Genomic DNA, 24826 nt, shown 5'->3' with positions numbered 1-24826 from the left:
ACACAGGGCGCGCGGCGCAGGTGAACCCCCTCCTGTGAATCGGTCTCCGACCGGGTGTGCATCCGTTCGCCATGCGTGGGAACGAGGGCGACACGCCCGACCACGGGGGTCGGGGAGGTTCGGGGAATTCAGCAGGTCAATAGCGATATCGGCTACGAGAACCGGCGTAGGTCACGAGGAAGACGGAGACGCGGTGCCCACCATCCAGCAGCTGGTCCGCAAGGGCCGACAGGACAAGGTCGCAAAGAACAAGACCCCGGCGCTGAAGGGGAGTCCGCAGCGTCGTGGTGTGTGCACGCGTGTCTACACCACTACGCCGAAGAAGCCGAACTCCGCTCTGCGTAAGGTCGCTCGCGTCAAGCTGAGCAGCGGCATCGAGGTCACGGCCTACATCCCCGGCATTGGTCACAACCTCCAGGAGCACAGCATCGTGCTGGTTCGTGGCGGTCGTGTGAAGGACCTGCCGGGCGTTCGCTACCGAATTGTCCGCGGTTCGCTCGACACCCAGGGTGTCCGAGGCCGCAAGCAGGCCCGTAGCCACTACGGCGCCAAGAAGGAGAAGTAAGCATGCCGCGCAAGGGCCCGGCGCCGAAGCGCCAGCTCATCACCGACCCGGTCTACGGCTCGCCGCTCGTCACCGCACTGATCAACAAGGTGCTCCTCGACGGCAAGCGCTCCATCGCCCAGGCCGTCGTGTACGACGCCCTGGAGGGTGCTCGCGAGAAGACCGGTCAGGACCCGCTCGTCGTTCTCAAGCGAGGCCTGGACAACGTCAAGCCCGCGCTGGAGGTCCGCAGCCGCCGTGTCGGTGGCGCGACCTACCAGGTGCCGGTCGAGGTTCGCGCCTCCCGGTCCACCACGCTGGCCCTGCGCTGGCTGGTCTCCTACTCGCGTCAGCGTCGTGAGAAGACCATGACCGAGCGCCTGATGAACGAGCTGGTCGATGCCAGCAACGGTCTGGGCGCGGCTGTCAAGAAGCGTGAGGACACGCACAAGATGGCCGAGTCGAACAAGGCCTTCGCCCACTACCGCTGGTAACCCCGCGGCGAATCGATTCCTTGAGACCTAGGGAAGACGAGCCTCATGGCTAAGACTTTGCTTGACCTGGCCAAGGTCCGCAACATCGGCATCATGGCCCACATCGACGCGGGCAAGACCACGACGACCGAGCGGATCCTCTACTACACCGGTGTGACCCACAAGGTGGGTGAGGTCCACGATGGCGCCGCCACGATGGACTGGATGAAGGAGGAGCAGGAGCGGGGTATCACCATTACCTCGGCTGCTACCACCACCCACTGGGACGACCACACCATCAACATCATCGACACGCCCGGCCACGTCGACTTCACGGTCGAGGTCGAGCGGTCGCTGCGTGTCCTCGACGGTGCCGTCGCGGTGTTCGACGCCAAGGAAGGCGTCGAGCCCCAGTCGGAGCAGGTCTGGCGTCAGGCCGACCGCTACAAGGTCCCCCGGATCTGCTTCGTCAACAAGATGGACAAGATCGGCGCCGAGTTCCAGCGCTGTGTCGACATGTTCCGTGAGCGCCTCGGCGCGAACGCCATGCCGATCCAGCTCAACATCGGTGCCGAGAGCGACTTCAAGGGCGTCATCGACCTCGTGAAGATGAAGGCCTACGTCTGGAACGACGAGGCCGCGCTCGGTGAGATGTACGACACCGTCGACATCCCCGAGACGCACACTGACGCCGCCCGCGAGGCGCGCGACCAGTTCATCGAGACGCTGGCCGAGGCCGACGACGAGATCATGGAGCTGTACCTCGAGGGCCAGGAGCCCACCGAGGAGCAGCTGGTCACCGCGATCCGTCGCGCGACCATCGCGGGCACCGCGATCCCGATCGTCTGTGGCACCGCCTTCAAGAACAAGGGCGTCCAGCCCCTGCTCGACGCGGTCACCGCCTACCTCCCCTCGCCCCTGGACGTGGACGCCATCGAGGGCCACGACCCCAAGGACGAGACCGAGGAGACGAAGCTCCAGCGCAAGCCGAGCGTGGACGAGCCGATGTCCGCTCTGGTCTTCAAGATCATGAGCGACCCCCACCTCGGGCGGCTCACCTACCTGCGCATCTACTCGGGCGTGCTCACCACCGGTACCCAGGTGCTCAACAGCCTGAAGGGCCGCAAGGAGCGCATCGGCAAGATCTACCGCATGCACTCGAACAAGCGTGAGGAGATCTCCGAGGCCGGCGCGGGCGACATCGTCGCGGTCATGGGTCTGAAGGACACCACGACCGGCGAGACGCTCTGCGACCAGTCGGCTCCGATCGTCCTGGAGTCCATGACCTTCCCGGCTCCGGTCATCGAGGTGGCCATCGAGCCGAAGACCAAGAGCGACCAGGAGAAGCTGGGCATCGCGATCCAGCGTCTGGCGGACGAGGACCCCTCCTTCCAGGTGGCCTCGGACGAGCAGACCGGTCAGACCGTGATCTCGGGCATGGGCGAGCTGCACCTCGAGGTGCTGGTCAACCGCATGCGCGACGAGTTCAAGGTCGAGGCGAACATCGGTAAGCCCCAGGTGGCCTACCGAGAGACCATTCGCAAGAAGGTCGAAGGCCACGTCTACACCCACAAGAAGCAGACCGGTGGGTCGGGCCAGTTCGCCAAGGTCAAGATCAACCTCGAGCCGCTTGAGGCCGAGGAGGGCGACGCTTCCGGGTACGAGTTCGTCAACTCCGTCACCGGTGGCCGTATCCCGCGGGAGTACATCCCGTCGGTCGACGCCGGCTGCCAGGAGGCCGCTGAGCTGGGCGTGCTCGCGCACTACCCGCTCGTCGGCATCAAGGTGACGCTGACGGACGGTCAGTACCACGACGTCGACTCCTCCGAGATGGCGTTCAAGACCGCCGGTTCGATGGCCTTCAAGGAGGCCGTCAAGCTCGCGAAGCCCGCGCTGCTCGAGCCCGTCATGGCCGTGGAGGTCACCACTCCCGAGGAGTACATGGGTGACGTCATCGGTGACCTGAACTCCCGCCGTGGACAGATTCAGTCCATGGACGAGCGTTCCGGTGTCCGGGTCGTCAAGGCCCAGGTGCCCCTTTCGGAAATGTTCGGCTACGTGGGTGACCTGCGCAGCCGTACCCAGGGTCGAGCCAACTACTCGATGGTGTTCGACTCCTACGCGGAGGTTCCGTCCGCTGTCGCCCAAGAAATTGTGGCGAAGGTTCGCGGCGAATAGTCGCGAGCAAGCAACCCGGCTGTACCCCGCATCCGCGGGGTTGGACCACAGTCAGATAGATCTGTACGTCTAGGAGACTTCCAGTGGCGAAGGAAAAGTTCGAGCGGACCAAGCCGCACGTCAACATCGGCACCATCGGTCACATTGACCACGGCAAGACCACGCTGACCGCGGCCATCACCAAGGTGCTGCACGACGCGTACCCGGCGCTGAACCCGTTCACCCCGTTCGAGGACATCGACAACGCTCCCGAGGAGCGCGAGCGCGGTATCACCATCTCCGTCGCTCACGTCGAGTACCAGACCGAGGCGCGTCACTACGCCCACGTCGACTGCCCCGGTCACGCTGACTACGTGAAGAACATGATCACGGGTGCCGCGCAGATGGACGGCGCGATCCTGGTCGTGGCCGCCACCGACGGCCCGATGCCGCAGACCAAGGAGCACGTGCTCCTGGCCCGCCAGGTCGGCGTCCCCGCCATCGTCGTCGCCCTGAACAAGGCCGACATGGTGGACGACGAGGAGATCTTCGAGCTCGTCGAGCTCGAGGTGCGTGAGCTCCTCAGCGAGTACGAGTTCCCCGGCGACGACATCCCCGTCACCAAGGTCTCGGCTCTCAAGGCCCTCGAGGGCGACGCGGAGTGGGGCAAGGCCGTCCTGGAGCTCATGGGCACCGTGGACAGCTTCATTCCCGAGCCCGAGCGTGACACCGAGAAGCCGTTCCTCATGCCGATCGAGGACGTCTTCTCGATCACCGGTCGCGGCACCGTCGTCACCGGTCGTATCGAGCGCGGCGTCGTCAACGTCAACGAGACCGTTGACATCGTCGGCATCAAGGAAGAGAAGCAGACCACCACCGTCACCGGTGTTGAGATGTTCCGCAAGCTGCTCGACAACGGTCAGGCTGGCGACAACGTCGGTCTGCTCCTGCGCGGCATCAAGCGCGAGGACGTCGAGCGCGGCCAGGTCGTGATCAAGCCCGGCACGACCACCCCGCACACCGAGTTCGAGGGCCAGGTCGTCATCCTGTCCAAGGACGAGGGTGGCCGCCACACGCCGTTCTTCAACAACTACCGCCCGCAGTTCTACTTCCGCACCACCGACGTCACCGGCGTCGTGACGCTGCCGGAGGGCACGGAGATGGTCATGCCCGGTGACAACACCGAGATGACCGTCAACCTGATCCAGCCGGTCGCGATGGAAGAGGGCCTCAAGTTCGCCATCCGTGAGGGTGGCCGGACCGTGGGCGCGGGTCGCGTCACGAAGATCCTCAAGTAGCACACACGTTGGGGTGGCACCTTCCGGAGCCGCCCCGACGTGGTGGGTGGGCCGCTTCACGGCGGCCCGCCCACCACACTGACAAGACGTCATCGGGCTCTGTGACGGTGACGCACCGCAGGGGCAAGCCCTGTTGCGGTTTCTCAAGGGAATAGGGGCTCACGGCCAACACGCCGGCGGATTCGCCGACGGGCCTGGGCGTCTGTGACCGGACAGCTCACCGTTACGGACACTGAAGCGAAGGACGAACAGGCCACATGGCGGGACAGAAGATCCGCATTCGGCTAAAGGCCTATGACCACGAGGTCATCGACAGCTCGGCGCGCAAGATCGTTGAGACTGTGACGCGAACTGGCGCACAGGTCGCGGGCCCGGTGCCGCTGCCGACGGAGAAGAACGTTTACTGCGTCATCCGATCGCCGCACAAGTACAAGGACTCGCGCGAGCACTTCGAGATGCGCACCCACAAGCGGCTGATCGACATCATCGACCCCACGCCGAAGACGGTGGACTCGCTCATGCGACTCGACCTCCCGGCTGGCGTTGACATCGAGATCAAGCTTTAAGGACGCACAGACATGGCCACCAAGCAGATCAAGGGAGTTCTGGGCGAAAAGCTCGGCATGACCCAGGTCTTCGACGACGCGGGCAAGATGGTGCCCGTGACCGTCCTGAAGGCCGGTCCGTGCGTCGTGAGCCGCATCCGGACCCCTGACACCGATGGCTACTCCGCCATCCAGCTCGGCTACGGGCAGATCAACCCGCGCAAGGTCAACAAGCCCCTGGGCGACTACCTGCGCGCGAACGACCTGACCCCGCGCCGTCACTACGTCGAGGTGCGCACCACCGACGCCTCCGAGTACACGCTCGGTCAGGAAGTCGACGCCGCCGCGTTCGAGAGCGGCCAGAAGGTCGACGTCACGGGCAAGAGCAAGGGCAAGGGTTTCGCCGGTGTGATGAAGCGCCACGGTTTCCGTGGTCTCTCCGCCTCGCACGGCACCCAGCGCAAGCACCGCTCTCCCGGCTCCATCGGCGGCTGCGCCACGCCCGGCCGCGTTTTCAAGGGCATGCGGATGGCCGGGCGCATGGGCAACGTGCGCAAGACCGTCCAGAACCTGACCGTTCACTCTGTGGACGCGGAGAAGGGCCTCATCCTGGTCAAGGGTGCTGTCCCCGGTCCCAACGGCGGTCTGGTGCTCGTCCGCACCGCTGTGAAGGGGGACAAGTAAGTCATGGCCCAGATCGAGGTCAAGAACCCCGAGGGCGGCTCCAAGGGCAGCGTCGAGCTTCCCGAGTCCGTCTTCGCCCAGCAGGTCAGCATCCCGCTGATCCACCAGGTCGTGAACGGCCAGCTGGCCGCCGGCCGGCAGGGCACGCACGCCACCAAGACCCGCGGCGAGGTCCGCGGCGGTGGCAAGAAGCCCTACCGCCAGAAGGGAACCGGTCGCGCCCGTCAGGGCTCGATCCGCGCCCCGCAGTACACCGGTGGTGGAACCGTTCACGGTCCCCAGCCGCGTGACTACAGCCAGCGGACCCCGAAGAAGATGAAGGCCGCCGCCCTGCGTGGCGCCCTCTCCGACCGGGCCAGCCACGGCCGCATCCACGTCATCACCGAGTTCGTCGGTGAGGGCGCGGACAGCAAGCTCACGCAGACCGCTCTGAAGGCGCTGCGCCAGGTCACCGAGTCCGACAAGGTCCTCGTCGTCCTGGCCCGCGAGGACGAGCACAACCGGCGCGCCCTGCGCAACCTCGAAGAGGTCCACATCCTCGACGCGGACCAGGTGAACACCTACGACGTCCTCTACGCGGACGACGTGGTCTTCACCGAGGCGGGCTACGCCGAGTTCCTGGCCCACGCGGCCGGTGCCTCGAAGGCCGCTGAGTCCGAGGAGGACGACCAGTGAGGATCGCCGACCACCGGGACATCATCATTGAGCCGGTGATCTCCGAGAAGAGCTACGGGCTCATGGACGAGAACAAGTACACGTTCATCGTTCGCCCGGACGCCAACAAGACCCAGATCAAGATCGCGATCGAGAAGATCTTCGAGGTGAAGGTCACGAACGTGAACACGATCAACCGGAAGGGTAAGCGCAAGCGGACCCGTTTCGGTTTCGGGAAGCGTCCCGACACCAAGCGCGCGATCGTCAGCCTGGCCGACGGCCAGCGGATCGACATCTTCGGTGTCTGACCTTTCCCGGGTCTGACCGCTACATGTCAAGCAACACGTAAAGGAATGCGCGAAGAAGATGGGCATTCGTAAGTACAAGCCGACGACGCCGGGTCGTCGCGGCTCCAGCGTGAGCGACTTCGTCGAGATCACGCGTTCGGAGCCGGAGAAGTCCCTGGTCCGTCCGCTTCACTCCAAGGGCGGTCGTAACGGCCACGGCCGGATCACCGCTCGTCACCAGGGTGGTGGCCACAAGCGCGCCTACCGCGTGATCGACTTCCGTCGTCACGACAAGGACGGCGTGCCGGCCAAGGTCGCTCACATCGAGTACGACCCGAACCGCACCGCTCGCATCGCTCTGCTCCACTACGTGGACGGTGAGAAGCGCTACATTCTGGCGCCCGCTGGCCTCAAGCAGGGCGACAAGATCGAGAACGGCCCCCAGTCCGACATCAAGCCGGGCAACTGCCTCCCGCTGCGCAACATCCCCACGGGTACGTTCGTGCACGCGGTCGAGCTGAAGCCCGGTGGCGGTGCCAAGCTGGGTCGTTCCGCGGGGTCGCAGATCCAGCTCCTCGCCAAGGAGGGCCGTTACGCCACGCTGCGTATGCCCTCCGGTGAGATGCGCATGGTCGAGATCTCCTGCCGCGCCACGGTTGGTCAGGTCGGCAACGCCGAGCAGTCCAACATCAACTGGGGCAAGGCCGGCCGCTCGCGGTGGAAGGGCAAGCGCCCGACCGTCCGTGGTGTGGTCATGAACCCGGTCGACCACCCGCACGGTGGTGGTGAGGGCAAGACCTCCGGTGGTCGTCACCCGGTCAGCCCCTGGGGCAAGAAGGAAGGCCGGACCCGGTCGAAGAACAAGGCCAGCGACAAGCTGATCGTGCGGCGTCGGCGTAGCGGTAAGAAGAAGCGGTAAGGAGCACGTCTGATGCCACGTAGCCTTAAGAAGGGTCCCTTCGTCGACGGCCACCTCATCAAGAAGGTGGAAGTCCAGAACGAGAAGGGGACCAAGAACGTCATCAAGACGTGGTCCCGGCGATCCATGATCGTCCCGGAGATGATCGGTCACACGATCGCCGTCCACGACGGCCGCAAGCACGTTCCGGTGTTCGTGTCGGAGTCGATGGTCGGCCACAAGCTCGGTGAGTTCGCTCCCACGCGTACTTTCCGTAGCCACGTCAAGGACGACCGCCGCAGCCGCCGCTAGCGGTTGCAGCAGTTGTAAGAACCATTTTCTCCACGGTGAGTGGGGAAGGAATTTCCGTGAGCGAGGGAAAAGCGATGGGAACGAGGGCACAGGCGCGGTTCGTCCGCGTTACGCCCCGAAAGGCTCGCCGGGTGGCGGACCTTATTCGCGGGTTGCCCGCTGACGAGGCACAGGCGGTGCTCCGGTTCGCGCCCCAGTCGGCGAGCGAGCCCGTTGGCAAGGTGCTGGCTAGCGCCATCGCCAACGCTGAGCACAACGACAAGCTGGACCGTGAGTCCCTGGTGGTCGAGCGCGTCTGGGTGGACGAGGGTCCGACCCTGAAGCGTATTCGTCCCCGCGGCTTCGGCCGGGCTTTCCGGGTCACCAAGCGCACGAGCCACATCACCGTGGTCGTCGCTGAGGGCGCGGGCGCCTCGTCCAAGACCAAGGAAAGGACCCGATAGTGGGGCAGAAGGTAAACCCGCACGGGTTCCGCCTCGGCATCACCACCGACTTCAAGAGCCGTTGGTACGCCGACAAGTCCTACAAGGACTACGTCAAGGAAGACGTCGCGATCCGTCGGATGCTGACCCGTGGCATGGAGCGCGCGGGCATCTCCAAGGTCGAGATCGAGCGCACCCGTGACCGTGTCCGCGTGGACGTCTACACCGCCCGGCCGGGCATCGTCATCGGCCGTCGCGGCGTCGAGGCCGACCGGATCCGTACGGACCTGGAGAAGCTCACCGGCAAGCAGGTGCAGCTGAACGTCTTCGAGGTCAAGAACCCCGAGATCGACGCGCAGCTCGTCGCCCAGGGCGTCGCTGAGCAGCTGAGCAGCCGCGTGGCGTTCCGCCGCGCGATGCGCAAGGCCATGCAGAGCGCCATGAAGAGTGGCGCCAAGGGTATTCGTATCCAGTGCGGTGGCCGTCTGGGTGGGGCCGAGATGTCCCGCTCGGAGTTCTACCGCGAGGGTCGCGTCCCGCTGCACACGCTGCGCGCCGACATCGACTACGGCTTCTTCGAGGCCCGTACGACGTTCGGTCGCATCGGCGTCAAGGTGTGGATCTACAAGGGCGACGCCCCTGTGACCCGCGCCGAGCGCGAGGCGGCCCAGGCCGCCCAGCGCACCGCCGGTGGCGGTCAGCGCCGTGAGCGTCCGCAGCGCCGCCGTCGTGGCGGTGCCGCTGGCGCCCCGGGCACCGACGCCAAGGCTGGTGCTTCGGCCGAGGCCCCGAAGACCGAGGGGAGCTAACCGATGCTTATTCCTCGTAAGGTCAAGTACCGGAAGCAGCACCACCCGGACCTTCGTGGCAAGGCTCAGCGTGGTACTACGGTCGCCTTCGGCGAGTTCGGTATCCAGGCCCTGGAGTCGGCCTACGTGACGAACCGTCAGATCGAGTCCGCTCGTATCGCCATGACGCGTCACATCAAGCGTGGCGGCAAGGTGTGGATCAACATCTTCCCGGACCGTCCGCTGACGAAGAAGCCCGCCGAGGTCCGCATGGGCTCCGGTAAGGGTTCGCCTGAGTGGTGGGTCGCGCCGGTCAAGCCGGGTCGCGTGATGTTCGAGCTGTCGGGCGTGCCCGAGGCCGTGGCCAAGGAGGCCCTGCGCCGTGCGATGCACAAGCTCCCGATGAAGTGCAAGTTTGTTAAGCGGGAGGTGTGGGAGTAGTGGCGAAGTCCGTGACTGCCCACGAGCTGCGCGACCAGTCCGTCGAGGACCTGGTCACGAAGCTCAAGGAAGCCAAGGAAGAGCTCTTCAACCTCCGCTTCCAGGCCGCCACCGGCCAGCTCGACAACCACAGCCGTCTGCGCACTGTCAAGCGCGAGATCGCCAGGATCTACACGGTCCTGCGCGAGCACGAGCTGGGCATCGTCCCGCTGTCTGGTGAGTCGGCTGAGGAGACGAAGGAAGCAGCCGAATGAGTGAGAACCAGACCGCGACGCGCAACTACCGCAAGGTGCGCGAGGGCTACGTCGTCAGCGACAAGATGGACAAGACCGTCGTTGTCGAGGTCGAGGACCGCGTCAAGCACGCCCTGTACGGCAAGGTCATCCGTCGGACGACCAAGTACAAGGCGCACGACGAGGCGAACTCCGCTGGCGTCGGCGACCGGGTCCGCATGATGGAGACCCGGCCGCTCTCCGCGACGAAGCGTTGGCGCGTCGTGGAGATCCTGGAGAAGGCTAAGTAACCCCAGCCTGTTGGCGGCCGGCACACGTTGCCGGCCGCCGACCAGAGGGGTGAGACCACCTAGCCGTGCGGCAGTGGACCGCACGCATCACATCAGGAGCAGACGTGATTCAGCAGGAGTCGCGACTCAAGGTCGCCGACAACACGGGTGCCAAGGAGATCCTTACCATCCGTGTTCTCGGTGGCTCGGGTCGGCGCTACGCCGGGATCGGCGACACGATCGTCGCCACGGTGAAGGACGCCCTGCCTGGCGCTGGAGTCAAGAAGGGCGACGTCGTCAAGGCCGTTGTCGTGCGCACCGTCAAGGAGCGCCGCCGGCCCGACGGCTCCTACATCCGCTTCGATGAGAACGCTGCCGTGCTCATCAAGGACGGTGGGGACCCGCGAGGCACCCGCATCTTCGGCCCGGTCGGCCGTGAGCTGCGTGACAAGAAGTACATGCGCATCATTTCGCTGGCGCCGGAGGTGCTCTAAGCGATGAAGATCAAATCTGGCGACGAGGTCATCGTTCTCGCCGGCAAGGACAAGGGTGCCACCGGCAAGGTCGTCAAGGCCCTGCCGAAGGAAGACCGTGTCATCGTCGAGGGCGTCAACCTGGTCAAGAAGCACAGGAAGGCCAACCCGGCGGGCGGCCAGCAGGGCGAGGTCGTCACGAAGGAGGCCCCCATCCACGTGAGCAACATCGCGCTCGCGGAGGACGGCAAGGCCACTCGGGTCGGCTACCGCTTCGAGGAAGACGGAACCAAGGTTCGGGTCTCCCGTCGCACCGGTAAGGACATCTGATGACGGTTACCAACGACATCACCGCCCCTCCGATGCCGCGGCTCAAGGAGAAGTACCGCAACGAGATCGCTGCGGGCCTCAAGGACGAGTTCGACATCGCCAACGTCATGCAGATCCCCGGTCTCACGAAGATCGTGGTCAACATGGGCGTGGGCGAGGCGGCTCGTGACGCGAAGCTGATCCAGGGCGCGATCGCCGACCTTACGGCGATCACCGGCCAGAAGCCGAAGGTCAACCGGGCCAAGAACTCCATCGCGCAGTTCAAGCTGCGCGAGGGTCAGCCGATCGGCGCCAGCGTCACGCTGCGCGGCGACCGGATGTGGGAGTTCCTGGACCGGCTGCTCTCGCTGGCCCTGCCCCGGATCAGGGACTTCCGTGGCCTTTCCCCGAAGCAGTTCGACGGGAACGGCAACTACACGTTCGGTCTGACCGAGCAGGTCATGTTCCACGAGGTCGACCCGGACAAGGTCGACCGTCAGCGTGGGATGGACATCACGGTTGTCACGACGGCGACCACCGACGAACACGGCCGCAGCCTGCTCAAGCGGCTCGGTTTCCCGTTCAAGGAAGCCTGAGGGGTTACCACAGATGGCTAAGAAGTCCCTGATCGCGAAGGCGCAGCGGAAGCCGAAGTTCGGCGTTCGTGCGTATACTCGATGCTCGCGGTGCGGCCGCCCCCGCGCCGTCTTCCGGAAGTTCGGCCTGTGCCGTATCTGCTTCCGCGAGATGGCCCACCGGGGCGAGCTGCCCGGTATCACCAAGTCGAGCTGGTAGTTTCCGGTGGGGCCGACCCTGCGCGCTAGCGCGGTCGGCCCCCCGAAACGCCACCTGACGGTGGTACGAAGCAGTGCCCGTGCCCGCCTCCTGGCGGTGCACGGACCAGCTACATCCATTCAACAGGGCACGGCAGTCCCGGGAGGGACCGCGGTGCCCACGACCACGCCGAAGGTCCGTTTGTGCACTCTCCGGGGGTAACCCCGACGAGAGGCAGGCTCTGGGAAAGCCCGCACTCGGAAACCGCGGTGAGGAAGGGCCAGTCGGCCATGACGATGACCGACCCGATCGCAGACATGCTGACGCGTCTGCGTAACGCGAACTCGGCGTACCACGACACCGTGACGATGCCGTATTCCAAGATCAAGGCGCACATCGCCGAGATCCTCCAGCAGGAGGGCTTCATTCAGGGCTGGCGGACCGAGGAGGCCCCCGTGGGCCAGAGCCTCGTCCTCGACCTGAAGTACGGCCCCACCCGTGAGCGTTCCATCGCGGGAATCCGCCGGGTGTCCAAGCCCGGTCTCCGGGTGTACGCGAAGAAGGAGAACCTTCCGCGCGTGCTGGGTGGCCTCGGTGTGGCGATCATTTCGACGTCCGGTGGCCTGATGACTGACAAGCAGGCCAAGAAGCGTGGCGTGGGCGGCGAAGTCCTCGCTTACGTCTGGTAATAGGGAGAGACTGAAGCATGTCGCGAATCGGTCGACTGCCGCTCTCGGTCCCCAAGGGCGTCGAAGTCACGATTAACGGGCAAGACGTCACTGTCAAGGGGCCGAAGGGCGAACTCAAGCACACGATCGCCGAGCCGATCACCGTCTCCTTCGAGGACGGTATCGTCACGGTCGCTCGTCCTGACGACAAGCCGGAGAACCGGTCGCTGCACGGTCTGACCCGTGCGCTGGTCGCCAACCTCGTCGAGGGTGTCTCCAAGGGCTACGCCAAGACGCTGGAGATCCACGGTGTGGGTTACCGCGTCCAGGCCCGCGGCTCCAACCTGGAGTTCTCGCTGGGCTTCAGCCACCCGGTGGTCATCGAGCCCCCCGAGGGCATCACCTTCCGCGTGGAGAAGCCGACCATCCTCCACGTCGAGGGCATCGACAAGCAGCTGGTGGGCCAGGTCGCCGCGAACATCCGTGGTCTGCGCAAGCCTGACCCGTACAAGGCCAAGGGCGTGCGGTACAAGGGTGAGCACATCCGCCGCAAGGCCGGAAAGGCTGGTAAGTAGGCATGGGCATCACCGTGAGCCGTAAGCGCACCGCGAAGGCGACCACCTCCCGCAAGCGCCGGCAGTTCCGGGTCCGCAAGAAGGTCGTGGGCACCAGCGAGCGTCCGCGTCTGGCCGTGTTCCGCTCCTCCAAGCACATCGTCGCGCAGGTGATCGACGACACCAAGGGTCACACCCTGGTCGCCGCCTCCAGCGTCGAGACCGATGTGCGGGGCGCCGAGGGCACGAAGTCCGACAAGTCCGTCAAGGTCGGTGAGCTCGTCGCGCAGCGCGCGAAGGACGCCGGTATCACCCAGGTCGTCTTCGACCGCGGTGGTAACCGGTACGCCGGTCGTATCGCCAAGCTCGCCGACGCGGCGCGCGAGGGCGGGCTGGAGTTCTAGTTCGATGACCTCTGTACTGGCCAAGAACAAGCACGAGAAGAGGAATCACTGATGGCTGCAGCACCGCGGCGCGGCGCCGGTGGCGAGCGGCGTGATCGCCGTGACGATCGCCGCGGCGGCGCCGCAGACAAGGGTGTCTCCTACATCGAGAAGGTCGTGACCATCAACCGGGTCGCGAAGGTCGTCAAGGGCGGCCGTCGCTTCTCCTTCACCGCTCTCGTCGTCGTCGGTGACGGCAACGGCATGGTGGGCGTTGGTTACGGCAAGGCCAAGGAAGTTCCGGCCGCGATCGCCAAGGGCGTGGAGGCCGCGAAGAGGAACTTCTTCCGCGTCCCCCGCATCCAGGGCACCATCGTGCACCGGGTCCAGGGCGAGGAAGCCGCTGGCGTCGTCCTGCTCCGTCCGGCCGCCCCGGGTACCGGTGTTATCGCCGGTGGCCCCGTGCGCGCCGTCCTGGAGTGCGCCGGCATTCACGACGTCCTGAGCAAGTCGCTCGGTTCGTCCAACCCGCTGAACATCGTGCACGCCACGGTGGCGGCGCTCAAGGGTCTCAACCAGCCCGAGGAGATCGCGGCCCGCCGCGGTCTGCCGATCGAGGATGTGGCCCCGGCTGCCATGCTGCGCGCTCGCTCTGAGGCGAAGGCAGGAGCCTGATCATGGCCAAGATCAAGATCACGCAGACCCGCTCCAAGATCGGCGGCAAGGAGAAGCAGCACGCTGCTCTCCAGTCGCTGGGCCTGGGCCGGATCGGTAAGTCCACCGTGCGCGAGGACCGTCCCGAGGTTCGCGGGCAGATCACGATCGTCTCGCACCTCGTCACTGTCGAGGAGGTCGCAGAATGAGCGACTACAACCCCGACGAGCTGCTCAAGCTGCACCACCTGCGTCCCGCCCCGGGTAGCAACAAGGCCAAGATCCGCAAGGGTCGCGGCGAGGCTTCCAAGGGTAAGACCGCTGGTCGCGGTACCAAGGGCACCAAGGCTCGTAACACCGTTCGTCCCGGCTTCGAGGGTGGGCAGATGCCCCTCATCCGCCGGATCCCGAAGCTCAAGGGCTTCAGCAACGCCCGGTTCAAGACGACCTACCAGGTCGTCAACCTGGACAAGCTGAGCGAGCTCTACCCCGAGGGTGGCGAGGTCACCGTCGAGGGCCTGGTCGCCAAGGGCGCGGTTCGCAAGAACCAGCTCGTCAAGGTGCTGGGTACGGGTGAGATCACCGTCGCCGTGCAGGTGAGCGCCAACGCGTTCTCCGGCTCCGCGAAGGAGAAGATCACCGCCGCCGGTGGCACTGTCACCGAGCTGTAGGGGTTTCCCTACGATGCGTACTGGGGGCGCCCGCCCGGCAGGTCCGAAAGGTCCTGTTGGCGGGCGCCCTCACGTGTTGTGAGTGTTGATCGTTATGCCTCACGACACCAGGCGTCAGGTGATGACTGTTACAGTGCCATCTGTTTGAGCTCCCCGCTTGACGTAATGTGAGTACTTCCGAGCACCGGGCGACAGGCCCGGCGCTGACGTTCTACGACGATTCAGGATCGGCCGCGATGTCTGGAACCCGTTCCGCCGCCGAAGCCGCGCAGGAGGAGACGTGCTAGGTGCGTTCGTTCGTGCATTCCGCACGCCCGACCTGCGCAATAAGCTGCTGTTCACACTGTTCATCCTGACGATCTTCCGGCTGGGTTCGGTGATTCCCGCTCCGGGCATCGACTCGGCGGCGATCCGGGACCAGATGGACTTCATCACCGCGCAGGACCAGTCCGGTGTCTACGCGTTGGTGAACCTGTTCAGTGGCGGCGCCCTGCTTCAGCTGGCGGTGTTCGCGCTCGGGGTCATGCCGTACATCACCGCGAGCATCATCATCAACCTGCTCACTGTCGTGATCCCCCGTCTGGAGGCCCTCAAGAAGGAGGGCCAGGCCGGACAGAGCAAGATCACGCAGTACACCCGCTATCTGACCCTCATGCTCGCCGTGCTCCAGGCCACCTCCATCGTGGCCATGGCCCGCACCGGCGCCCTCTTCCAGAACTCGATCGACCCGTCGGTCTACATGCCCAACCAGGACATCCTCACCATGGTGACGATCGTCTTCGTGATGACCGCGGGTACCGCGATCATCATGTGGATGGGTGAGCTGATCACCGAGCGCGGTGTCGGCAACGGTATGTCGCTGCTGATCTTCACCCAGGTCATCGCGATGTTCCCCTCCTCGATCATGGGCCTCTACGAGGAGCGGTCGGTCTGGATCTTCATCATCATCTGCCTCGCCGGTCTGGCCCTGATCACCGCCGTGGTGTTCATGGAGCAGGCGCAGCGCCGTATCCCGGTGCAGTACGCGAAGCGCATGGTGGGTCGTCGTATGTACGGCGGCAGCTCGACCTACATCCCCCTGAAGGTCAACCAGGCGGGCATCATCCCCGTGATCTTCGCCTCCTCCCTGCTCTACCTCCCCCAGCTGGTCGTCGGTCTGATCGGACAGGACTCCACCCACCCGGTGGCGCAGTTCTTCCAGACCTACTTCCTCACGGGCACTCACCCCGTCTACATGGTGACGTTCTTCGTCATGATCGTCGGCTTCGCGTTCTTCTACGTGGCGATTACGTTCAACCCCACTGAAGTCGCGGACAACATGAAGAAGTACGGTGGGTTCATCCCGGGTATCCGTCCGGGGCGTCCGACCGCCGAGTACCTGGACTACGTCCTGACTCGTCTGACGACCCCCGGCTCGCTGTACCTGGGTGTGATCGCTCTCCTGCCCATGGTCGCTCTCGGCGCCACCGGTGCCGACATGAACTTCCCCTTCGGCGGGACGAGCATCCTGATCATGGTGGGTGTCGGGCTGGACACGGTGAAGCAGATCGAGAGTCACCTCCAGCAGAGGAACTACGAAGGTTTTCTGCGATAAATGCGTGCAGTATTGGTGGGGCCGCCTGGGGCCGGCAAGGGCACCCAGGCCCAGATCCTCGCGGAAGAGCTGTCGATCCCGAAGGTGTCCACCGGTGACATCTTCCGGGCCAACGTCAGCGGTGGTACCGAACTCGGCAAGAAGGCCAAGGAGTTCATGGACCGCGGCGACCTCGTCCCCGACGAGGTCACGAACGCCATGGTCAAGGACCGGCTGGCCCAGGACGACGCGGCGGGCGGGTTCCTGCTCGACGGGTTCCCCCGCAACGTCCCCCAGGCCGAGACGCTCCGGGGCATGCTCGCGGACCTCGGGACCCACCTGGACGTCGTCCTGGAGCTGCGGGTCGACGAGGAGGAGGTCGTCAAGCGCCTCTCGGGTCGTCGTTCCTGCCCCGAGTGCGGCCGCGTGTACCACGTGGAGTACGACGCCCCGAAGGTCGAGGGCAAGTGCGACAACGAGGGTGCGGCGCTGTACCAGCGCGAGGACGACCGTGAGGAGACCATCAGGCATCGCCTGAAGGTCTACCGCGAGCAGACGGCTCCGCTGGTCGAGTTCTACACCGGTGAGGGCCTGCTGGCCACCATCGCCGCCACGGGCCCCGTGGCGGAGGTGACGGCCCGCGCGAAGGCCGCCATCGAGGAGAAGCGGTCGGCGGTCTGATGTCTCCGAGGGACTCGGGCGTGCAGATCAAGACGCCGGAACAGATCGCCAAGATGAGGGCGGCGGGCCAGGTCGTGGCCCGCGCCCTGGACACCCTCCGGGCCGCGGTGCGGCCCGGGGTGTCCACCCTCGAACTCGACTCGGTGGCCGAGAAGGTCATCCGGGGCGCCGGGGCCGTTCCGTCCTTCAAGGGCTACCACGGCTTCCCCGGTTCGATCTGCGCCTCGGTGAACGAGGAGGTCGTGCACGGCATCCCGACCGCCGAGCGCGTCCTGGCGGACGGGGACATCATCTCCATCGACTGCGGTGCCATCCTCGACGGCTGGCACGGCGACTCCGCGGTGACCATCGCGGTCGGGGACGCCCGGCCCGAGGACTTCGCCATGATGGAGGTGTGCGAGGAGTCCATGTGGCTGGGGATCGCGCAGATGCGTCCGGGCAGGCGCCTGGGTGACATCGGCTTCGCGATCGGCGGCCACATCTCGGCCAACGGCGGCTACGGCAACGTGCGCGAGTACGGCGGCCACGGCATCGGCACCGAGATGCACATGGACCCGCACGTGCTCAACTACGGCAAGAAGGGCCGCGGTCAGAAGCTGGTCGAGGGCATGTGCCTGGCGATCGAGCCGATGACCACGCTCGGCAGGCACGACGTGGTGGAGCTGGACGACGGCTGGACGGTCGTCACCCGTGACGGTGGCCGCGCCGCCCACTTCGAGCACACCGTGGCGATCACGGCGGACGGCCCGATGGTGCTGACCGCGCGTGAGTCGAACCGCGATAAAATCACCCAGATGGGGCTCGTCCAGCCGACCTGGTGACGGCGGGCCCACCCCCCGGACCACTCCGGCGACCAGCCGGAGCGGCGGGGGTGGCGACCACCCCCACGGGTGAGAGGCGAGGTACGCGCTGTGTCCGACCCGGTGCCGTCGATGCGATCGTCCGACTCCGAACGCGACCGCGTGGCGGGGCTCCTCCAGGAGCACTTCGCCCAGGGGCGTCTGGACCACGAGGAGTTCACCGAACGCCTCAGCCAGGCGTACCGGTCCCGGACCGTGGACGAGCTGGCCCTGGTCACCCGTGACCTCCCCGAGCGCGACCTCGCCGACGTCGGCCGGGTTCCGCTGGCCGACGCCGCGGCGGCCCCGCCCCTGCGGCTGAGGGACCCCGCCCTGATGGTGCCGTGGGTCCTCTACGGCGGAGTGAACGTCCTCTGCTTCTTCATCTGGCTGATCCTGTTCTTCACGACCGGGGCCAGCTACCCGTGGTTCCTGTGGGTCCTGGGCCCGTGGGGGATCATGATGTCCGTCGTGACCTTCGGGGTGCTCGCCGCCCAGCGAGGGCAGGGCGAGGACTAGCCTCCGCCGGCTCCCCTGAGCGGTGCCTCGGGGCGGGGAACAGGGCGGCCCGCGCGCCGGTTCGCCCCAGGGGACGTACGGTGTAGGGTTCTGTGCCCTTCGGTTAGGAGTACTTGCCCGAAGGGGATAGACTGTCACTGCCCATACGCGGGCTGTTGGGTCAGTCTGCCTTCTTTGTGCCACGTCATTCCACTCGACGTACGCTCTCTCGCAGTTGGCCCGAGCTTCCAGTGTGTTCAGGCTCTGGCGACCAGGGATCCCCCCGGTCGTCCGGGCTCTCGTGTCATGCGAGGCCCACTGGGGTCGCGTCGGGTTGTCATGATCAACCAATTGATGAGCGAGGCGTGGAGGACATGGCGAAGAAAGACGGCGCCATCGAGATCGAGGGTTCCGTTGTCGAGTCGCTACCCAACGCTATGTTCAAGGTAGAGCTCGACAACAAGCACACGGTCCTTGCCCACATCAGCGGCAAGATGCGGATGAACTACATCCGTATTCTCCCCGACGACCGCGTCGTCGTGGAGCTGAGCCCGTACGACCTCACGCGCGGGCGCATCGTTTACCGCTACAAGTAGCCCGTCAGGGGCCGACGGCCCAAGACTGGTGATGTGATGAGTTCGGAGTCACCATGAAGGTCAAGCCGAGCGTGAAGAAGATCTGCGCGAAGTGCCGCGTGATCCGTCGTAACCGTCGGATCATGGTCATTTGCTCGGACCCGCGTCACAAGCAGCGCCAGGGCTAACACCCCGGTCCGCTCGCCGCGGCTTCCGCACAGCGAGGACCCGGTAGGGGGAGGATCCCCCCGCCGGGCAGTGAAACAACGAAAACCTGTTCCGATCTCCCGCCGTCGAGGACGCGCGGGGGAGAACCCCCGGTCGGAGGCCGGGGCCTCGTCGATTGGGCGACGAGAGGATGGAACGGGTCAGACCTCCGCATATGCATGGATGGAGTCTCGCCCACATGGCACGTATTGCCGGCGTTGACCTCCCCCGCGACAAGCGGGTGGAGATCGCTCTTACTTACGTCTTCGGGGTTGGCCGTACCCGCGCCCTCGAAACCCTGAAGAACACCGGTGTCGACGGGAACACCCGCGTCTACCAGCTGTCCGAAGAGGACCTGGTCAAGCTGCGCGAGTGGATCGACGCCAACTACCAGGTCGAGGGTGACCTGCGTCGCGAGGTCCAGGCCGACATCCGTCGCAAGATGGAGATCGGCAGCTACCAGGGCATTCGCCACCGTCGTGGCCTTCCGGTCCGCGGTCAGCGCACGCAGACCAACGCCCGTACCCGCAAGGGCAAGAAGAAGACCGTGGCCGGCAAGAAGAAGGCCGGCAAGAAGTAGTCCGCCTCGGACCTTTCGACCGCGTCCGAGAAGATACACACGGACCGATGATCTCTGGGAGTTTCGCTCATGCCGCCTAAGGGCCGTCAGGGTGCCGCGCGCAAGGTGCGCCGCAAGGAAAAGAAGAACATTGCCCACGGGCACGCTCACATCAAGAGCACGTTCAACAACACGATCGTGAGCATCACCGACCCCACCGGTGCGGTGATCGCCTGGGCCAGCTCGGGTCAGGTCGGCTTCAAGGGGTCGCGTAAGTCCACCCCCTACGCCGCGCAGATGGCCGCCGAGGCCGCGGCCCGCCGCGCCCAGGAGCACGGTGTCCGCAAGGTCGACGTCTTCGTGAAGGGTCCGGGCTCCGGCCGGGAGACCGCCATCCGTTCGCTTCAGGCGACCGGTCTCGAGGTCGGCTCCATCCAGGACGTCACCCCGGTTCCGCACAACGGCTGCCGTCCGCCGAAGCGCCGCCGCGTCTGATTGGCACCGGTGCCCGCGCCTCCTACCGCGCGGGCACCCCGTGGTGCGGTCCGCCACCGTCTCCCGTGCGGAGACGGGGCGGACCGGGTAGGAATCCGAACAGGGGACACCACCACTCCGGTGGTGTCCGTCCGGTGGCCGTCAAATAGCGGGCGGCCATGTGGAAGGGAAGTCACGGACCATGTTGATCGCACAGCGTCCCACGCTCACCGAGGAAGTCGTCTCGGACCTGCGTTCGAGGTTTGTCATCGAGCCGCTGGAGCCGGGTTTCGGCTACACGATCGGTAACTCTCTCCGGCGCACGCTGCTGTCCTCCATCCCCGGTGCCGCTGTCACCAGCATCCGCATCGAGGGCGTCGAGCACGAGTTCACCACCGTGCCCGGGGTCAAGGAGGACGTCACCGAGATGATCCTCAACCTCAAGGGTCTGGTCGTCAGCTCCGAGCACGACGAGCCGGTGCTGATGTACCTGCGCAAGCAGGGCCCCGGTGTGGTGACCGCCGCGGACATCGCTCCGCCGGCCGGTGTCGAGGTGCACAACCCCGACCTGCACATCGCCACGCTGAACGGCAAGGGCAAGCTGGAGATGGAGCTGACGGTCGAGCGCGGCCGCGGTTACGTCTCTGCGACGCAGAACAAGCAGCAGGGCCAGGAGATCGGTCGGATCCCGATCGACTCCATCTACTCGCCGGTGCTGCGCGTGACCTACAAGGTCGAGGCCACCCGAGTCGAGCAGCGCACCGACTTCGACCGCCTGATCGTCGACATCGAGACCAAGCCGGCCATCCGTCCCCGTGACGCCGTGGCCAGCGCGGGCAAGACCCTGGTCGAGCTGTTCGGTCTGGCGCGTGAGCTCAACGTCGACGCCGAGGGCATCGACATGGGCCCGTCGCCCACGGACGCCGCGCTCGCGGCGGACCTGGCGCTGCCGATCGAGGACCTCAACCTCACGGTCCGGTCCTACAACTGCCTCAAGCGTGAGGGCATCCACAGCGTTGGTGAGCTGGTTGCCCGCTCCGAGCAGGACCTGTTGGACATCCGTAACTTCGGTGCCAAGTCCATCGATGAGGTCAAGCAGAAGCTCATCGACATGGGCCTGTCCCTGAAGGACTCCCCGCCCGGATTCGACCCCAGCACCGCGGCCGACTCCTACGGCTCCGAGGACGACGAGGGTGAGTCCTTCGTCGAGACGGAGCAGTACTAACCTTCGTCGCCCCAAGGTCCCCGGCCGAGTGCGGCCGTGGACCGCATCACTAGGAGAACGACACCATGCCCACGCCTACCAAGGGCGCCCGTCTGGGTTCCGGGCCCGCTCACGAGCGGCACATCCTGGCGAACCTCGCCACCTCGCTGTTCCAGCACGGCCGTATCCGCACCACGGAGGCCAAGGCCAAGCGCCTGCGTCCGTACGCCGAGAAGCTCATCACGCTCGGCAAGCGCGGTGACCTGCACGCCCGTCGTCAGGTGCTGACCAAGATCACGGACAAGTCCGTGGTGCACGAGCTCTTCACCGAGATCGGTCCGCGCTTCGAGAACCGCCCCGGTGGTTACACCCGTATCACCAAGATCGGTCCGCGGAAGGGCGACAACGCCCCGATGGCCATCATCGAGCTGGTCGAGGCGCTGAACGCGCCCGCCGCTCCGGCCGCCGCTCCCGTCGAGGAGACCGCCACGGCCGAGGAGACCACCACGGAGGCCCCCGAGGCCACCGAGGAGAGCTCCGAGAGCAAGTAGGGCCGACGTGCGCCGGGCCCCAGGGCCCGCGCGCCAGGCTCGTCGAGTGCCCGACCCTCGCGGGGGTCGGGCACTTCTTCTTTTCACGGGGGCGTGTCCCGTGGGACGCGTCCGGATGCGGGGTGGGGATGGACGAGAACGAAACGACCGTCCGGCTGCGACTGGACATCGCCTACGACGGCACCGACTTCTCCGGGTGGGCGGTCCAGCCGACCCGGCGCACCGTCCAGGGTGAGCTGGAGTCCGCGCTGGCGAAGGTGCTCCGGCTGCCGTCGGCCTCGGTGACGTGCGCGGGGCGCACCGACGCCGGGGTGCACGCGCGGGGCCAGGTGGCGCAGGTGGACGTGCCGCTCGCGACCTGGGAGAGCGAGGGGGAGCGGGTGCTGCGCAGGCTCGCCGGCGTGTTGCCCCGGGACGTGCGGGTGAACGCCGTCCGGGTCGCGCCGCCGGGGTTCGACGCGCGCTTCTCCCCCCTGTTCCGCCGGTACGTGTACCGGATCAGCGACGCCCCGTACGGGGTGGATCCGCTGCGCCGCCGGGACGTGCTGTGGCACCGGCACCCGGTGGACGTCGACCGGATGAACGAGGCCGCCGCGCTGCTGGTGGGTGAGCACGACTTCGCCGCCTTCTGTAAGAGGCGCGAGGGGGCCACGACCATCCGTGAGCTGCTGCGCCTGGAGTGGGTGCGGGAGGAGCGGCACCTGATCGCGGGGACGATCCAGGCCGACGCGTTCTGCCACAACATGGTGCGCGCCCTCGTGGGGGCGCTCCTGGCGGTGGGGGACGGGCGGCAGGGGGTCGAGTGGCCCGGCCGGGTGCTGGGCGCGGCTGTGCGCGACTCCTCGGTGCACGTGGTGGGTCCGCAGGGCCTGAGCCTGGAGGAGGTGCGCTACCCGGCCGACGAGGAGCTGGCCGGGAGGGCGAGCCTCACCCGGCGCGTGCGCGAGCTGCCCTGCAAGGGGCACGCGGAGTAGGCGCCACGGGGAGGCGGCCCTGGGACGGCCCCGTGGCCCCACTGGTCGAGCTGGAGACGCGGGAGGGCGCCACCCCGGTCCACGGTCTGTGGACAACCGGGTGGCGCCCTCCCGTGCGTCAGGCGCGGTCGTCGGCCAGGGCCGTGTGGGCGCTCTCGATGAACCCCTCACCGATGTCGCGCAGCTCGGTGGCGTCGGCGCCGTCCTCGGTGCCCTCGTCGCTGCCGTCACTGTTGGCGGACAGGGAGAAGAGGAGGTAGCGGCCCCACTGGCCGCTGCTGCCGTGGCCGCCCGAGTAGCCGAGGCGTTCGGCCGGGGTGCCCTCCTCACCGGGCAGACCGGCGAACCAGGCGGCGCCGACCAGGTCCTGGGCGGCCAGCGCGGTCTCGGCCTCGGAGTCGCTCGGCAGGGCGGCGATCCCCACCGTGACCGCGTGGTTCTGGTCCTCGCTCAGGTAGGAGGCGCGGACCAGCTGACGGCAGTCGTTGTCGCTGAGGACCTGGCCGTAGTCGCCGTGGGTGCCTGAGGCGCAGTCCTCGCTGTCGTCCACGGCCACGCGGCTGAACGTGCCCTGGCCCTCGATCTCGATCTCCTCGGGGAAGAGGCCGTCGGGGGTGAGGGCCCCGGAGTCGGCGTCCTCGTCGGAGACCGCGGCGCCGCCGCCGGATCCGGACCCGAAGTAGAAGGCGCCGCCGCCCGCGATCGCGAGCAGGGCGACGAAGCCCGCGCCCATGAGGACGAGCTGGCTGCGGGGACGCTTCCGCGCGGGCCGGTCGTCGTAGTCCTCGTAATCGTCGTAGTCGTCGTAGTCGTCCCGCACGCTCTGGACGTCGAACTGGGCGGTGTCCGCACCGGCGTCCTCGGGCACCTCGTCCCGGTACAGGGGGCGGGCGCCCGCGGCGGGGGCGGCCGGGACCGCGCGCAGGTTCTGGGTCGCGCCCATGGCGTCGGCCGGGAAGACGGGGTCCTCGGCGGGTCTGGGCGGCTCGGGCGGCTGGACGGGGTACGACGGCGGGCGGGCCCCGGCGGGCGCGCCGTGCGGGGGCATACCGGGACCGCCGGGACCGCCGGGACCGCCTGGCGGAAGGGAGTTGGGCGGGGGCGGGATCGGCCCGCGCATCGACTGCTGGCCGCCGGTGGGCATCGCCTGGGGGCCTCCGGGCGGACCGGGAGGCGGGCCGGGCTGGCCGGGCTGGCCGGGAGGAGGCTGTGGCGGACGGCCCTGCGCGTACGGCGGCACCGGGGCGCCCTGCCCGGGGTGCGGTGCGCCGGGGGGCAGCGGCTGACCGGGGTGGGGGTGGCCGGGAGCCTGCGGTCCGGTGGCCGGGCGTCCGGGGCCCTGCGGGCCGCCCTGGGGGCCGCCCTGGGGGCCGCCGGGGGGGCCGCCGGGGGGGACGTTCGGGCCGCTCTGAGTGAGATGTCCCATTCCGGGGTGGCCGCCCGTGGGGACGCCGGGGCCGCCAGGGCGCGGGCCGCCCTGCTGCGGACCGCCCGGGTACGGCGGCGCCTGCGGGCCGCTCAGACCCGCGTGCGGCGGAAGCTGGGGGCCGCTGTGGGCACCGGGAACGCCCTGCGGGCCGGTGCCGCCCTGGGGCGGCTGGGGGAACTGGCCGTGCGGAGGGAGGCCAGGAGCGGGCTGCGGCGGCTGCGGGCCGGAGGGCCCCGCGTGCGGTGGGAACTGCGGACCCGAGGGTCCCGCGTGCGGAGGGAACTGCGGCCCGGATGTGGAATGCTGGCCCTCAGGCTGGGAGGGCGCACCGAGCAGGTCCCGACCGTCGCCGGCCTCCGGCTGGAGAGGTCGTCCGTCTGGGCCGTACTGAGGCGGGTTCGGATGGGTACTGATGGGAGTCTCCGAAGGCTCTGAGAGTGGGACTGGGCCGCGGTTCGCCGGGCCCGTGGCCTGTGTCCGCGCTGTGGCTTCCGTACTGCTTCAGCGGACGTTCGGCGATCGTGACGGGCGTCTCCAAGGTGCGGTTCACCGCCCGTGGTACCGGGCGGATACCGGCCTTTTGGTGCAAGGGTAACCAACGCGCGGGCGAGAGCAGGACGAAGCACTCCCGGCGACAGGCATAATAAAAGGCGGAGAGGTCACGGATGTGAACCCGTCCCGGCGCTTTCCCGCCAGACGTATCCCACCGGTCGGCCCGACGCTCGCTTTGACCTGCGTTAGGGTGGACAGGTAGGATATTTCGTCGTTGTGC

37 protein-coding genes are annotated in these 24826 nt (G+C 67.0%); 36 read left to right on the top strand and 1 reads right to left on the bottom strand.

What is annotated here, in order from left to right:
* Positions 1-193: 193 nt before the first annotated feature.
* From rpsL to truA, 36 genes are all read left to right on the top strand, one after another.
* Positions 194-565, top strand: coding sequence for a 30S ribosomal protein S12 (rpsL, locus tag AC0VYL_RS24565; RefSeq protein WP_014912437.1), 372 nt, complete (start codon positions 194-196; stop codon positions 563-565).
* Positions 566-567: 2 nt separating this feature from the next.
* The gene (gene rpsG, locus AC0VYL_RS24560; RefSeq protein ID WP_475456343.1) at positions 568-1038 is read left to right on the top strand and encodes a 30S ribosomal protein S7; all 471 of its coding nucleotides are present in this window, start codon (positions 568-570) and stop codon (positions 1036-1038) included.
* Positions 1039-1083: 45 nt separating this feature from the next.
* Positions 1084-3195, top strand: coding sequence for an elongation factor G (fusA, locus tag AC0VYL_RS24555; protein ID WP_475456341.1), 2112 nt, complete (start codon positions 1084-1086; stop codon positions 3193-3195).
* Between the two features lie 83 nt (positions 3196-3278).
* Positions 3279-4472, top strand: coding sequence for an elongation factor Tu (tuf, locus tag AC0VYL_RS24550; RefSeq protein ID WP_017543008.1), 1194 nt, complete (start codon positions 3279-3281; stop codon positions 4470-4472).
* A 257-nt stretch (positions 4473-4729) separates the two neighbouring features.
* Positions 4730-5038, top strand: coding sequence for a 30S ribosomal protein S10 (rpsJ, locus tag AC0VYL_RS24545; RefSeq protein ID WP_013156110.1), 309 nt, complete (start codon positions 4730-4732; stop codon positions 5036-5038).
* A 12-nt stretch (positions 5039-5050) separates the two neighbouring features.
* Complete coding sequence (gene rplC / locus AC0VYL_RS24540; protein WP_357760506.1) at positions 5051-5701, top strand: 50S ribosomal protein L3; 651 nt, start codon at positions 5051-5053, stop codon at positions 5699-5701.
* A gap of 3 nt (positions 5702-5704) precedes the next feature.
* Positions 5705-6376, top strand: a complete 672-nt coding sequence (gene rplD / locus AC0VYL_RS24535; RefSeq protein ID WP_475456338.1) for a 50S ribosomal protein L4 — start codon at positions 5705-5707, stop codon at positions 6374-6376.
* Positions 6373-6663 carry a 50S ribosomal protein L23 gene (gene rplW, locus AC0VYL_RS24530; RefSeq protein ID WP_475456336.1) on the top strand — a complete coding sequence of 97 codons (291 nt, stop codon included), beginning with the start codon at positions 6373-6375 and terminating at the stop codon, positions 6661-6663. The genes rplD and rplW overlap by 4 nt, the downstream gene beginning before the upstream one ends.
* Positions 6664-6721: 58 nt before the next feature.
* Positions 6722-7561, top strand: a complete 840-nt coding sequence (rplB, locus tag AC0VYL_RS24525; RefSeq protein WP_475456334.1) for a 50S ribosomal protein L2 — start codon at positions 6722-6724, stop codon at positions 7559-7561.
* Between the two features lie 12 nt (positions 7562-7573).
* Complete coding sequence (rpsS, locus tag AC0VYL_RS24520) at positions 7574-7852, top strand: 30S ribosomal protein S19 (RefSeq protein WP_475456332.1); 279 nt, start codon at positions 7574-7576, stop codon at positions 7850-7852.
* A 74-nt stretch (positions 7853-7926) separates the two neighbouring features.
* Positions 7927-8295, top strand: coding sequence for a 50S ribosomal protein L22 (gene rplV, locus AC0VYL_RS24515; protein ID WP_017543002.1), 369 nt, complete (start codon positions 7927-7929; stop codon positions 8293-8295).
* On the top strand, positions 8295-9083 hold the full coding sequence (gene rpsC, locus AC0VYL_RS24510) for a 30S ribosomal protein S3 (protein WP_049569156.1): 789 nt from the start codon (positions 8295-8297) through the stop codon (positions 9081-9083). Before rplV ends, rpsC begins: the two co-directional genes overlap by 1 nt.
* Before the next feature lie 3 nt (positions 9084-9086).
* Positions 9087-9503, top strand: a complete 417-nt coding sequence (gene rplP / locus AC0VYL_RS24505; protein ID WP_378738545.1) for a 50S ribosomal protein L16 — start codon at positions 9087-9089, stop codon at positions 9501-9503.
* On the top strand, positions 9503-9757 hold the full coding sequence (gene rpmC, locus AC0VYL_RS24500; RefSeq protein ID WP_017542999.1) for a 50S ribosomal protein L29: 255 nt from the start codon (positions 9503-9505) through the stop codon (positions 9755-9757). Before rplP ends, rpmC begins: the two co-directional genes overlap by 1 nt.
* The gene (gene rpsQ, locus AC0VYL_RS24495) at positions 9754-10026 is read left to right on the top strand and encodes a 30S ribosomal protein S17 (protein WP_017542998.1); all 273 of its coding nucleotides are present in this window, start codon (positions 9754-9756) and stop codon (positions 10024-10026) included. The genes rpmC and rpsQ overlap by 4 nt, the downstream gene beginning before the upstream one ends.
* A 104-nt stretch (positions 10027-10130) precedes the next feature.
* Complete coding sequence (gene rplN / locus AC0VYL_RS24490) at positions 10131-10499, top strand: 50S ribosomal protein L14 (RefSeq protein ID WP_013156121.1); 369 nt, start codon at positions 10131-10133, stop codon at positions 10497-10499.
* 3 nt (positions 10500-10502) lie between these two features.
* Positions 10503-10808, top strand: a complete 306-nt coding sequence (gene rplX, locus AC0VYL_RS24485; protein ID WP_475456328.1) for a 50S ribosomal protein L24 — start codon at positions 10503-10505, stop codon at positions 10806-10808.
* Entirely contained in the window at positions 10808-11383 is a 576-nt protein-coding gene (gene rplE, locus AC0VYL_RS24480) for a 50S ribosomal protein L5 (protein WP_475456326.1), read from the top strand. The genes rplX and rplE overlap by 1 nt, the downstream gene beginning before the upstream one ends.
* 13 nt (positions 11384-11396) lie before the next feature.
* Positions 11397-11582, top strand: a complete 186-nt coding sequence (locus AC0VYL_RS24475) for a type Z 30S ribosomal protein S14 (protein WP_017573364.1) — start codon at positions 11397-11399, stop codon at positions 11580-11582.
* A 269-nt stretch (positions 11583-11851) separates the two neighbouring features.
* Positions 11852-12250 (top strand): 30S ribosomal protein S8, encoded by a 399-nt coding sequence (gene rpsH / locus AC0VYL_RS24470; protein WP_026119486.1) that lies wholly within the window; start codon positions 11852-11854, stop codon positions 12248-12250.
* Between the two features lie 17 nt (positions 12251-12267).
* Positions 12268-12804 (top strand): 50S ribosomal protein L6, encoded by a 537-nt coding sequence (gene rplF / locus AC0VYL_RS24465; protein WP_017542994.1) that lies wholly within the window; start codon positions 12268-12270, stop codon positions 12802-12804.
* A 2-nt stretch (positions 12805-12806) separates the two neighbouring features.
* On the top strand, positions 12807-13187 hold the full coding sequence (gene rplR / locus AC0VYL_RS24460) for a 50S ribosomal protein L18 (RefSeq protein ID WP_357760537.1): 381 nt from the start codon (positions 12807-12809) through the stop codon (positions 13185-13187).
* Positions 13188-13238: 51 nt separating this feature from the next.
* On the top strand, positions 13239-13841 hold the full coding sequence (gene rpsE / locus AC0VYL_RS24455) for a 30S ribosomal protein S5 (protein ID WP_017542992.1): 603 nt from the start codon (positions 13239-13241) through the stop codon (positions 13839-13841).
* Between the two features lie 2 nt (positions 13842-13843).
* Positions 13844-14029 (top strand): 50S ribosomal protein L30, encoded by a 186-nt coding sequence (gene rpmD, locus AC0VYL_RS24450; RefSeq protein ID WP_014912857.1) that lies wholly within the window; start codon positions 13844-13846, stop codon positions 14027-14029.
* Positions 14026-14490: a 50S ribosomal protein L15 gene (rplO, locus tag AC0VYL_RS24445; RefSeq protein ID WP_017542990.1), complete on the top strand. Its 465-nt coding sequence runs from the start codon at positions 14026-14028 to the stop codon at positions 14488-14490. The genes rpmD and rplO overlap by 4 nt, the downstream gene beginning before the upstream one ends.
* A gap of 280 nt (positions 14491-14770) precedes the next feature.
* On the top strand, positions 14771-16084 hold the full coding sequence (secY, locus tag AC0VYL_RS24440) for a preprotein translocase subunit SecY (protein ID WP_475456322.1): 1314 nt from the start codon (positions 14771-14773) through the stop codon (positions 16082-16084).
* Positions 16085-16744: an adenylate kinase gene (locus AC0VYL_RS24435; RefSeq protein ID WP_475456320.1), complete on the top strand. Its 660-nt coding sequence runs from the start codon at positions 16085-16087 to the stop codon at positions 16742-16744.
* A complete protein-coding gene (gene map, locus AC0VYL_RS24430) occupies positions 16744-17565 on the top strand; it encodes a type I methionyl aminopeptidase (RefSeq protein WP_475481606.1) in 822 nt (273 codons plus the stop codon). Before AC0VYL_RS24435 ends, map begins: the two co-directional genes overlap by 1 nt.
* Positions 17566-17655: 90 nt before the next feature.
* Entirely contained in the window at positions 17656-18102 is a 447-nt protein-coding gene (locus tag AC0VYL_RS24425; RefSeq protein ID WP_475456316.1) for a DUF1707 domain-containing protein, read from the top strand.
* A 353-nt stretch (positions 18103-18455) separates the two neighbouring features.
* Positions 18456-18677 carry a translation initiation factor IF-1 gene (infA, locus tag AC0VYL_RS24420; protein WP_017578623.1) on the top strand — a complete coding sequence of 74 codons (222 nt, stop codon included), beginning with the start codon at positions 18456-18458 and terminating at the stop codon, positions 18675-18677.
* 53 nt (positions 18678-18730) lie between these two features.
* The gene (rpmJ, locus tag AC0VYL_RS24415; protein WP_082206327.1) at positions 18731-18844 is read left to right on the top strand and encodes a 50S ribosomal protein L36; all 114 of its coding nucleotides are present in this window, start codon (positions 18731-18733) and stop codon (positions 18842-18844) included.
* Positions 18845-19062: 218 nt separating this feature from the next.
* Positions 19063-19443, top strand: coding sequence for a 30S ribosomal protein S13 (gene rpsM, locus AC0VYL_RS24410; protein WP_017542983.1), 381 nt, complete (start codon positions 19063-19065; stop codon positions 19441-19443).
* 69 nt (positions 19444-19512) lie between these two features.
* On the top strand, positions 19513-19917 hold the full coding sequence (gene rpsK / locus AC0VYL_RS24405) for a 30S ribosomal protein S11 (protein ID WP_017542982.1): 405 nt from the start codon (positions 19513-19515) through the stop codon (positions 19915-19917).
* Between the two features lie 181 nt (positions 19918-20098).
* Entirely contained in the window at positions 20099-21121 is a 1023-nt protein-coding gene (locus AC0VYL_RS24400) for a DNA-directed RNA polymerase subunit alpha (RefSeq protein ID WP_017542981.1), read from the top strand.
* Between the two features lie 65 nt (positions 21122-21186).
* Positions 21187-21651 (top strand): 50S ribosomal protein L17, encoded by a 465-nt coding sequence (gene rplQ, locus AC0VYL_RS24395; protein ID WP_475456313.1) that lies wholly within the window; start codon positions 21187-21189, stop codon positions 21649-21651.
* A 128-nt stretch (positions 21652-21779) separates the two neighbouring features.
* Positions 21780-22625, top strand: a complete 846-nt coding sequence (gene truA / locus AC0VYL_RS24390) for a tRNA pseudouridine(38-40) synthase TruA (RefSeq protein ID WP_475481605.1) — start codon at positions 21780-21782, stop codon at positions 22623-22625.
* A gap of 118 nt (positions 22626-22743) precedes the next feature.
* On the opposite strand, the gene AC0VYL_RS24385 is transcribed toward truA, so the two are convergent.
* Positions 22744-23769: a hypothetical protein gene (locus tag AC0VYL_RS24385; RefSeq protein WP_475481604.1), complete on the bottom strand. Its 1026-nt coding sequence runs from the start codon at positions 23767-23769 to the stop codon at positions 22744-22746.
* Positions 23770-24826 lie beyond the last annotated feature (1057 nt).

The organism is Nocardiopsis sp. iso_238 (genome assembly GCF_056173325.1).
Note: the sequence above shows the minus strand (reverse complement) of the source record. Positions and strands in the feature narration are given on the sequence as shown.

What these genes read in the sequence shown, in the direction of transcription:
- rplB (WP_475456334.1), top strand. Translation starts at nt 6,722, where the DNA reads ATGGGCATTCGTAAGTACAAGCCGACGACGCCGGGTCGTCGCGGCTCC.
- rplQ (WP_475456313.1), top strand. Translation starts at nt 21,187, where the DNA reads ATGCCCACGCCTACCAAGGGCGCCCGTCTGGGTTCCGGGCCCGCTCAC.
- rplV (WP_017543002.1), top strand. Translation starts at nt 7,927, where the DNA reads ATGGGAACGAGGGCACAGGCGCGGTTCGTCCGCGTTACGCCCCGAAAG.
- AC0VYL_RS24475 (WP_017573364.1), top strand. Translation starts at nt 11,397, where the DNA reads ATGGCTAAGAAGTCCCTGATCGCGAAGGCGCAGCGGAAGCCGAAGTTC.
- rplP (WP_378738545.1), top strand. Translation starts at nt 9,087, where the DNA reads ATGCTTATTCCTCGTAAGGTCAAGTACCGGAAGCAGCACCACCCGGAC.
- rpsG (WP_475456343.1), top strand. Translation starts at nt 568, where the DNA reads ATGCCGCGCAAGGGCCCGGCGCCGAAGCGCCAGCTCATCACCGACCCG.
- AC0VYL_RS24385 (WP_475481604.1), bottom strand. Translation starts at nt 23,769, where the DNA reads ATGCCCACCGGCGGCCAGCAGTCGATGCGCGGGCCGATCCCGCCCCCG.
- AC0VYL_RS24400 (WP_017542981.1), top strand. Translation starts at nt 20,099, where the DNA reads ATGTTGATCGCACAGCGTCCCACGCTCACCGAGGAAGTCGTCTCGGAC.
- rplF (WP_017542994.1), top strand. Translation starts at nt 12,268, where the DNA reads ATGTCGCGAATCGGTCGACTGCCGCTCTCGGTCCCCAAGGGCGTCGAA.
- fusA (WP_475456341.1), top strand. Translation starts at nt 1,084, where the DNA reads ATGGCTAAGACTTTGCTTGACCTGGCCAAGGTCCGCAACATCGGCATC.
- rpsM (WP_017542983.1), top strand. Translation starts at nt 19,063, where the DNA reads ATGGCACGTATTGCCGGCGTTGACCTCCCCCGCGACAAGCGGGTGGAG.
- rplR (WP_357760537.1), top strand. Translation starts at nt 12,807, where the DNA reads ATGGGCATCACCGTGAGCCGTAAGCGCACCGCGAAGGCGACCACCTCC.
- rpmD (WP_014912857.1), top strand. Translation starts at nt 13,844, where the DNA reads ATGGCCAAGATCAAGATCACGCAGACCCGCTCCAAGATCGGCGGCAAG.
- rpsS (WP_475456332.1), top strand. Translation starts at nt 7,574, where the DNA reads ATGCCACGTAGCCTTAAGAAGGGTCCCTTCGTCGACGGCCACCTCATC.
- rpmJ (WP_082206327.1), top strand. Translation starts at nt 18,731, where the DNA reads ATGAAGGTCAAGCCGAGCGTGAAGAAGATCTGCGCGAAGTGCCGCGTG.
- rpsK (WP_017542982.1), top strand. Translation starts at nt 19,513, where the DNA reads ATGCCGCCTAAGGGCCGTCAGGGTGCCGCGCGCAAGGTGCGCCGCAAG.
- truA (WP_475481605.1), top strand. Translation starts at nt 21,780, where the DNA reads ATGGACGAGAACGAAACGACCGTCCGGCTGCGACTGGACATCGCCTAC.
- AC0VYL_RS24435 (WP_475456320.1), top strand. Translation starts at nt 16,085, where the DNA reads ATGCGTGCAGTATTGGTGGGGCCGCCTGGGGCCGGCAAGGGCACCCAG.
- rplO (WP_017542990.1), top strand. Translation starts at nt 14,026, where the DNA reads ATGAGCGACTACAACCCCGACGAGCTGCTCAAGCTGCACCACCTGCGT.
- map (WP_475481606.1), top strand. Translation starts at nt 16,744, where the DNA reads ATGTCTCCGAGGGACTCGGGCGTGCAGATCAAGACGCCGGAACAGATC.
- rplC (WP_357760506.1), top strand. Translation starts at nt 5,051, where the DNA reads ATGGCCACCAAGCAGATCAAGGGAGTTCTGGGCGAAAAGCTCGGCATG.
- rpsQ (WP_017542998.1), top strand. Translation starts at nt 9,754, where the DNA reads ATGAGTGAGAACCAGACCGCGACGCGCAACTACCGCAAGGTGCGCGAG.
- rplD (WP_475456338.1), top strand. Translation starts at nt 5,705, where the DNA reads ATGGCCCAGATCGAGGTCAAGAACCCCGAGGGCGGCTCCAAGGGCAGC.
- infA (WP_017578623.1), top strand. Translation starts at nt 18,456, where the DNA reads ATGGCGAAGAAAGACGGCGCCATCGAGATCGAGGGTTCCGTTGTCGAG.
- rplX (WP_475456328.1), top strand. Translation starts at nt 10,503, where the DNA reads ATGAAGATCAAATCTGGCGACGAGGTCATCGTTCTCGCCGGCAAGGAC.
- rpsJ (WP_013156110.1), top strand. Translation starts at nt 4,730, where the DNA reads ATGGCGGGACAGAAGATCCGCATTCGGCTAAAGGCCTATGACCACGAG.
- rpsE (WP_017542992.1), top strand. Translation starts at nt 13,239, where the DNA reads ATGGCTGCAGCACCGCGGCGCGGCGCCGGTGGCGAGCGGCGTGATCGC.
- rplE (WP_475456326.1), top strand. Translation starts at nt 10,808, where the DNA reads ATGACGGTTACCAACGACATCACCGCCCCTCCGATGCCGCGGCTCAAG.
- rpsH (WP_026119486.1), top strand. Translation starts at nt 11,852, where the DNA reads ATGACGATGACCGACCCGATCGCAGACATGCTGACGCGTCTGCGTAAC.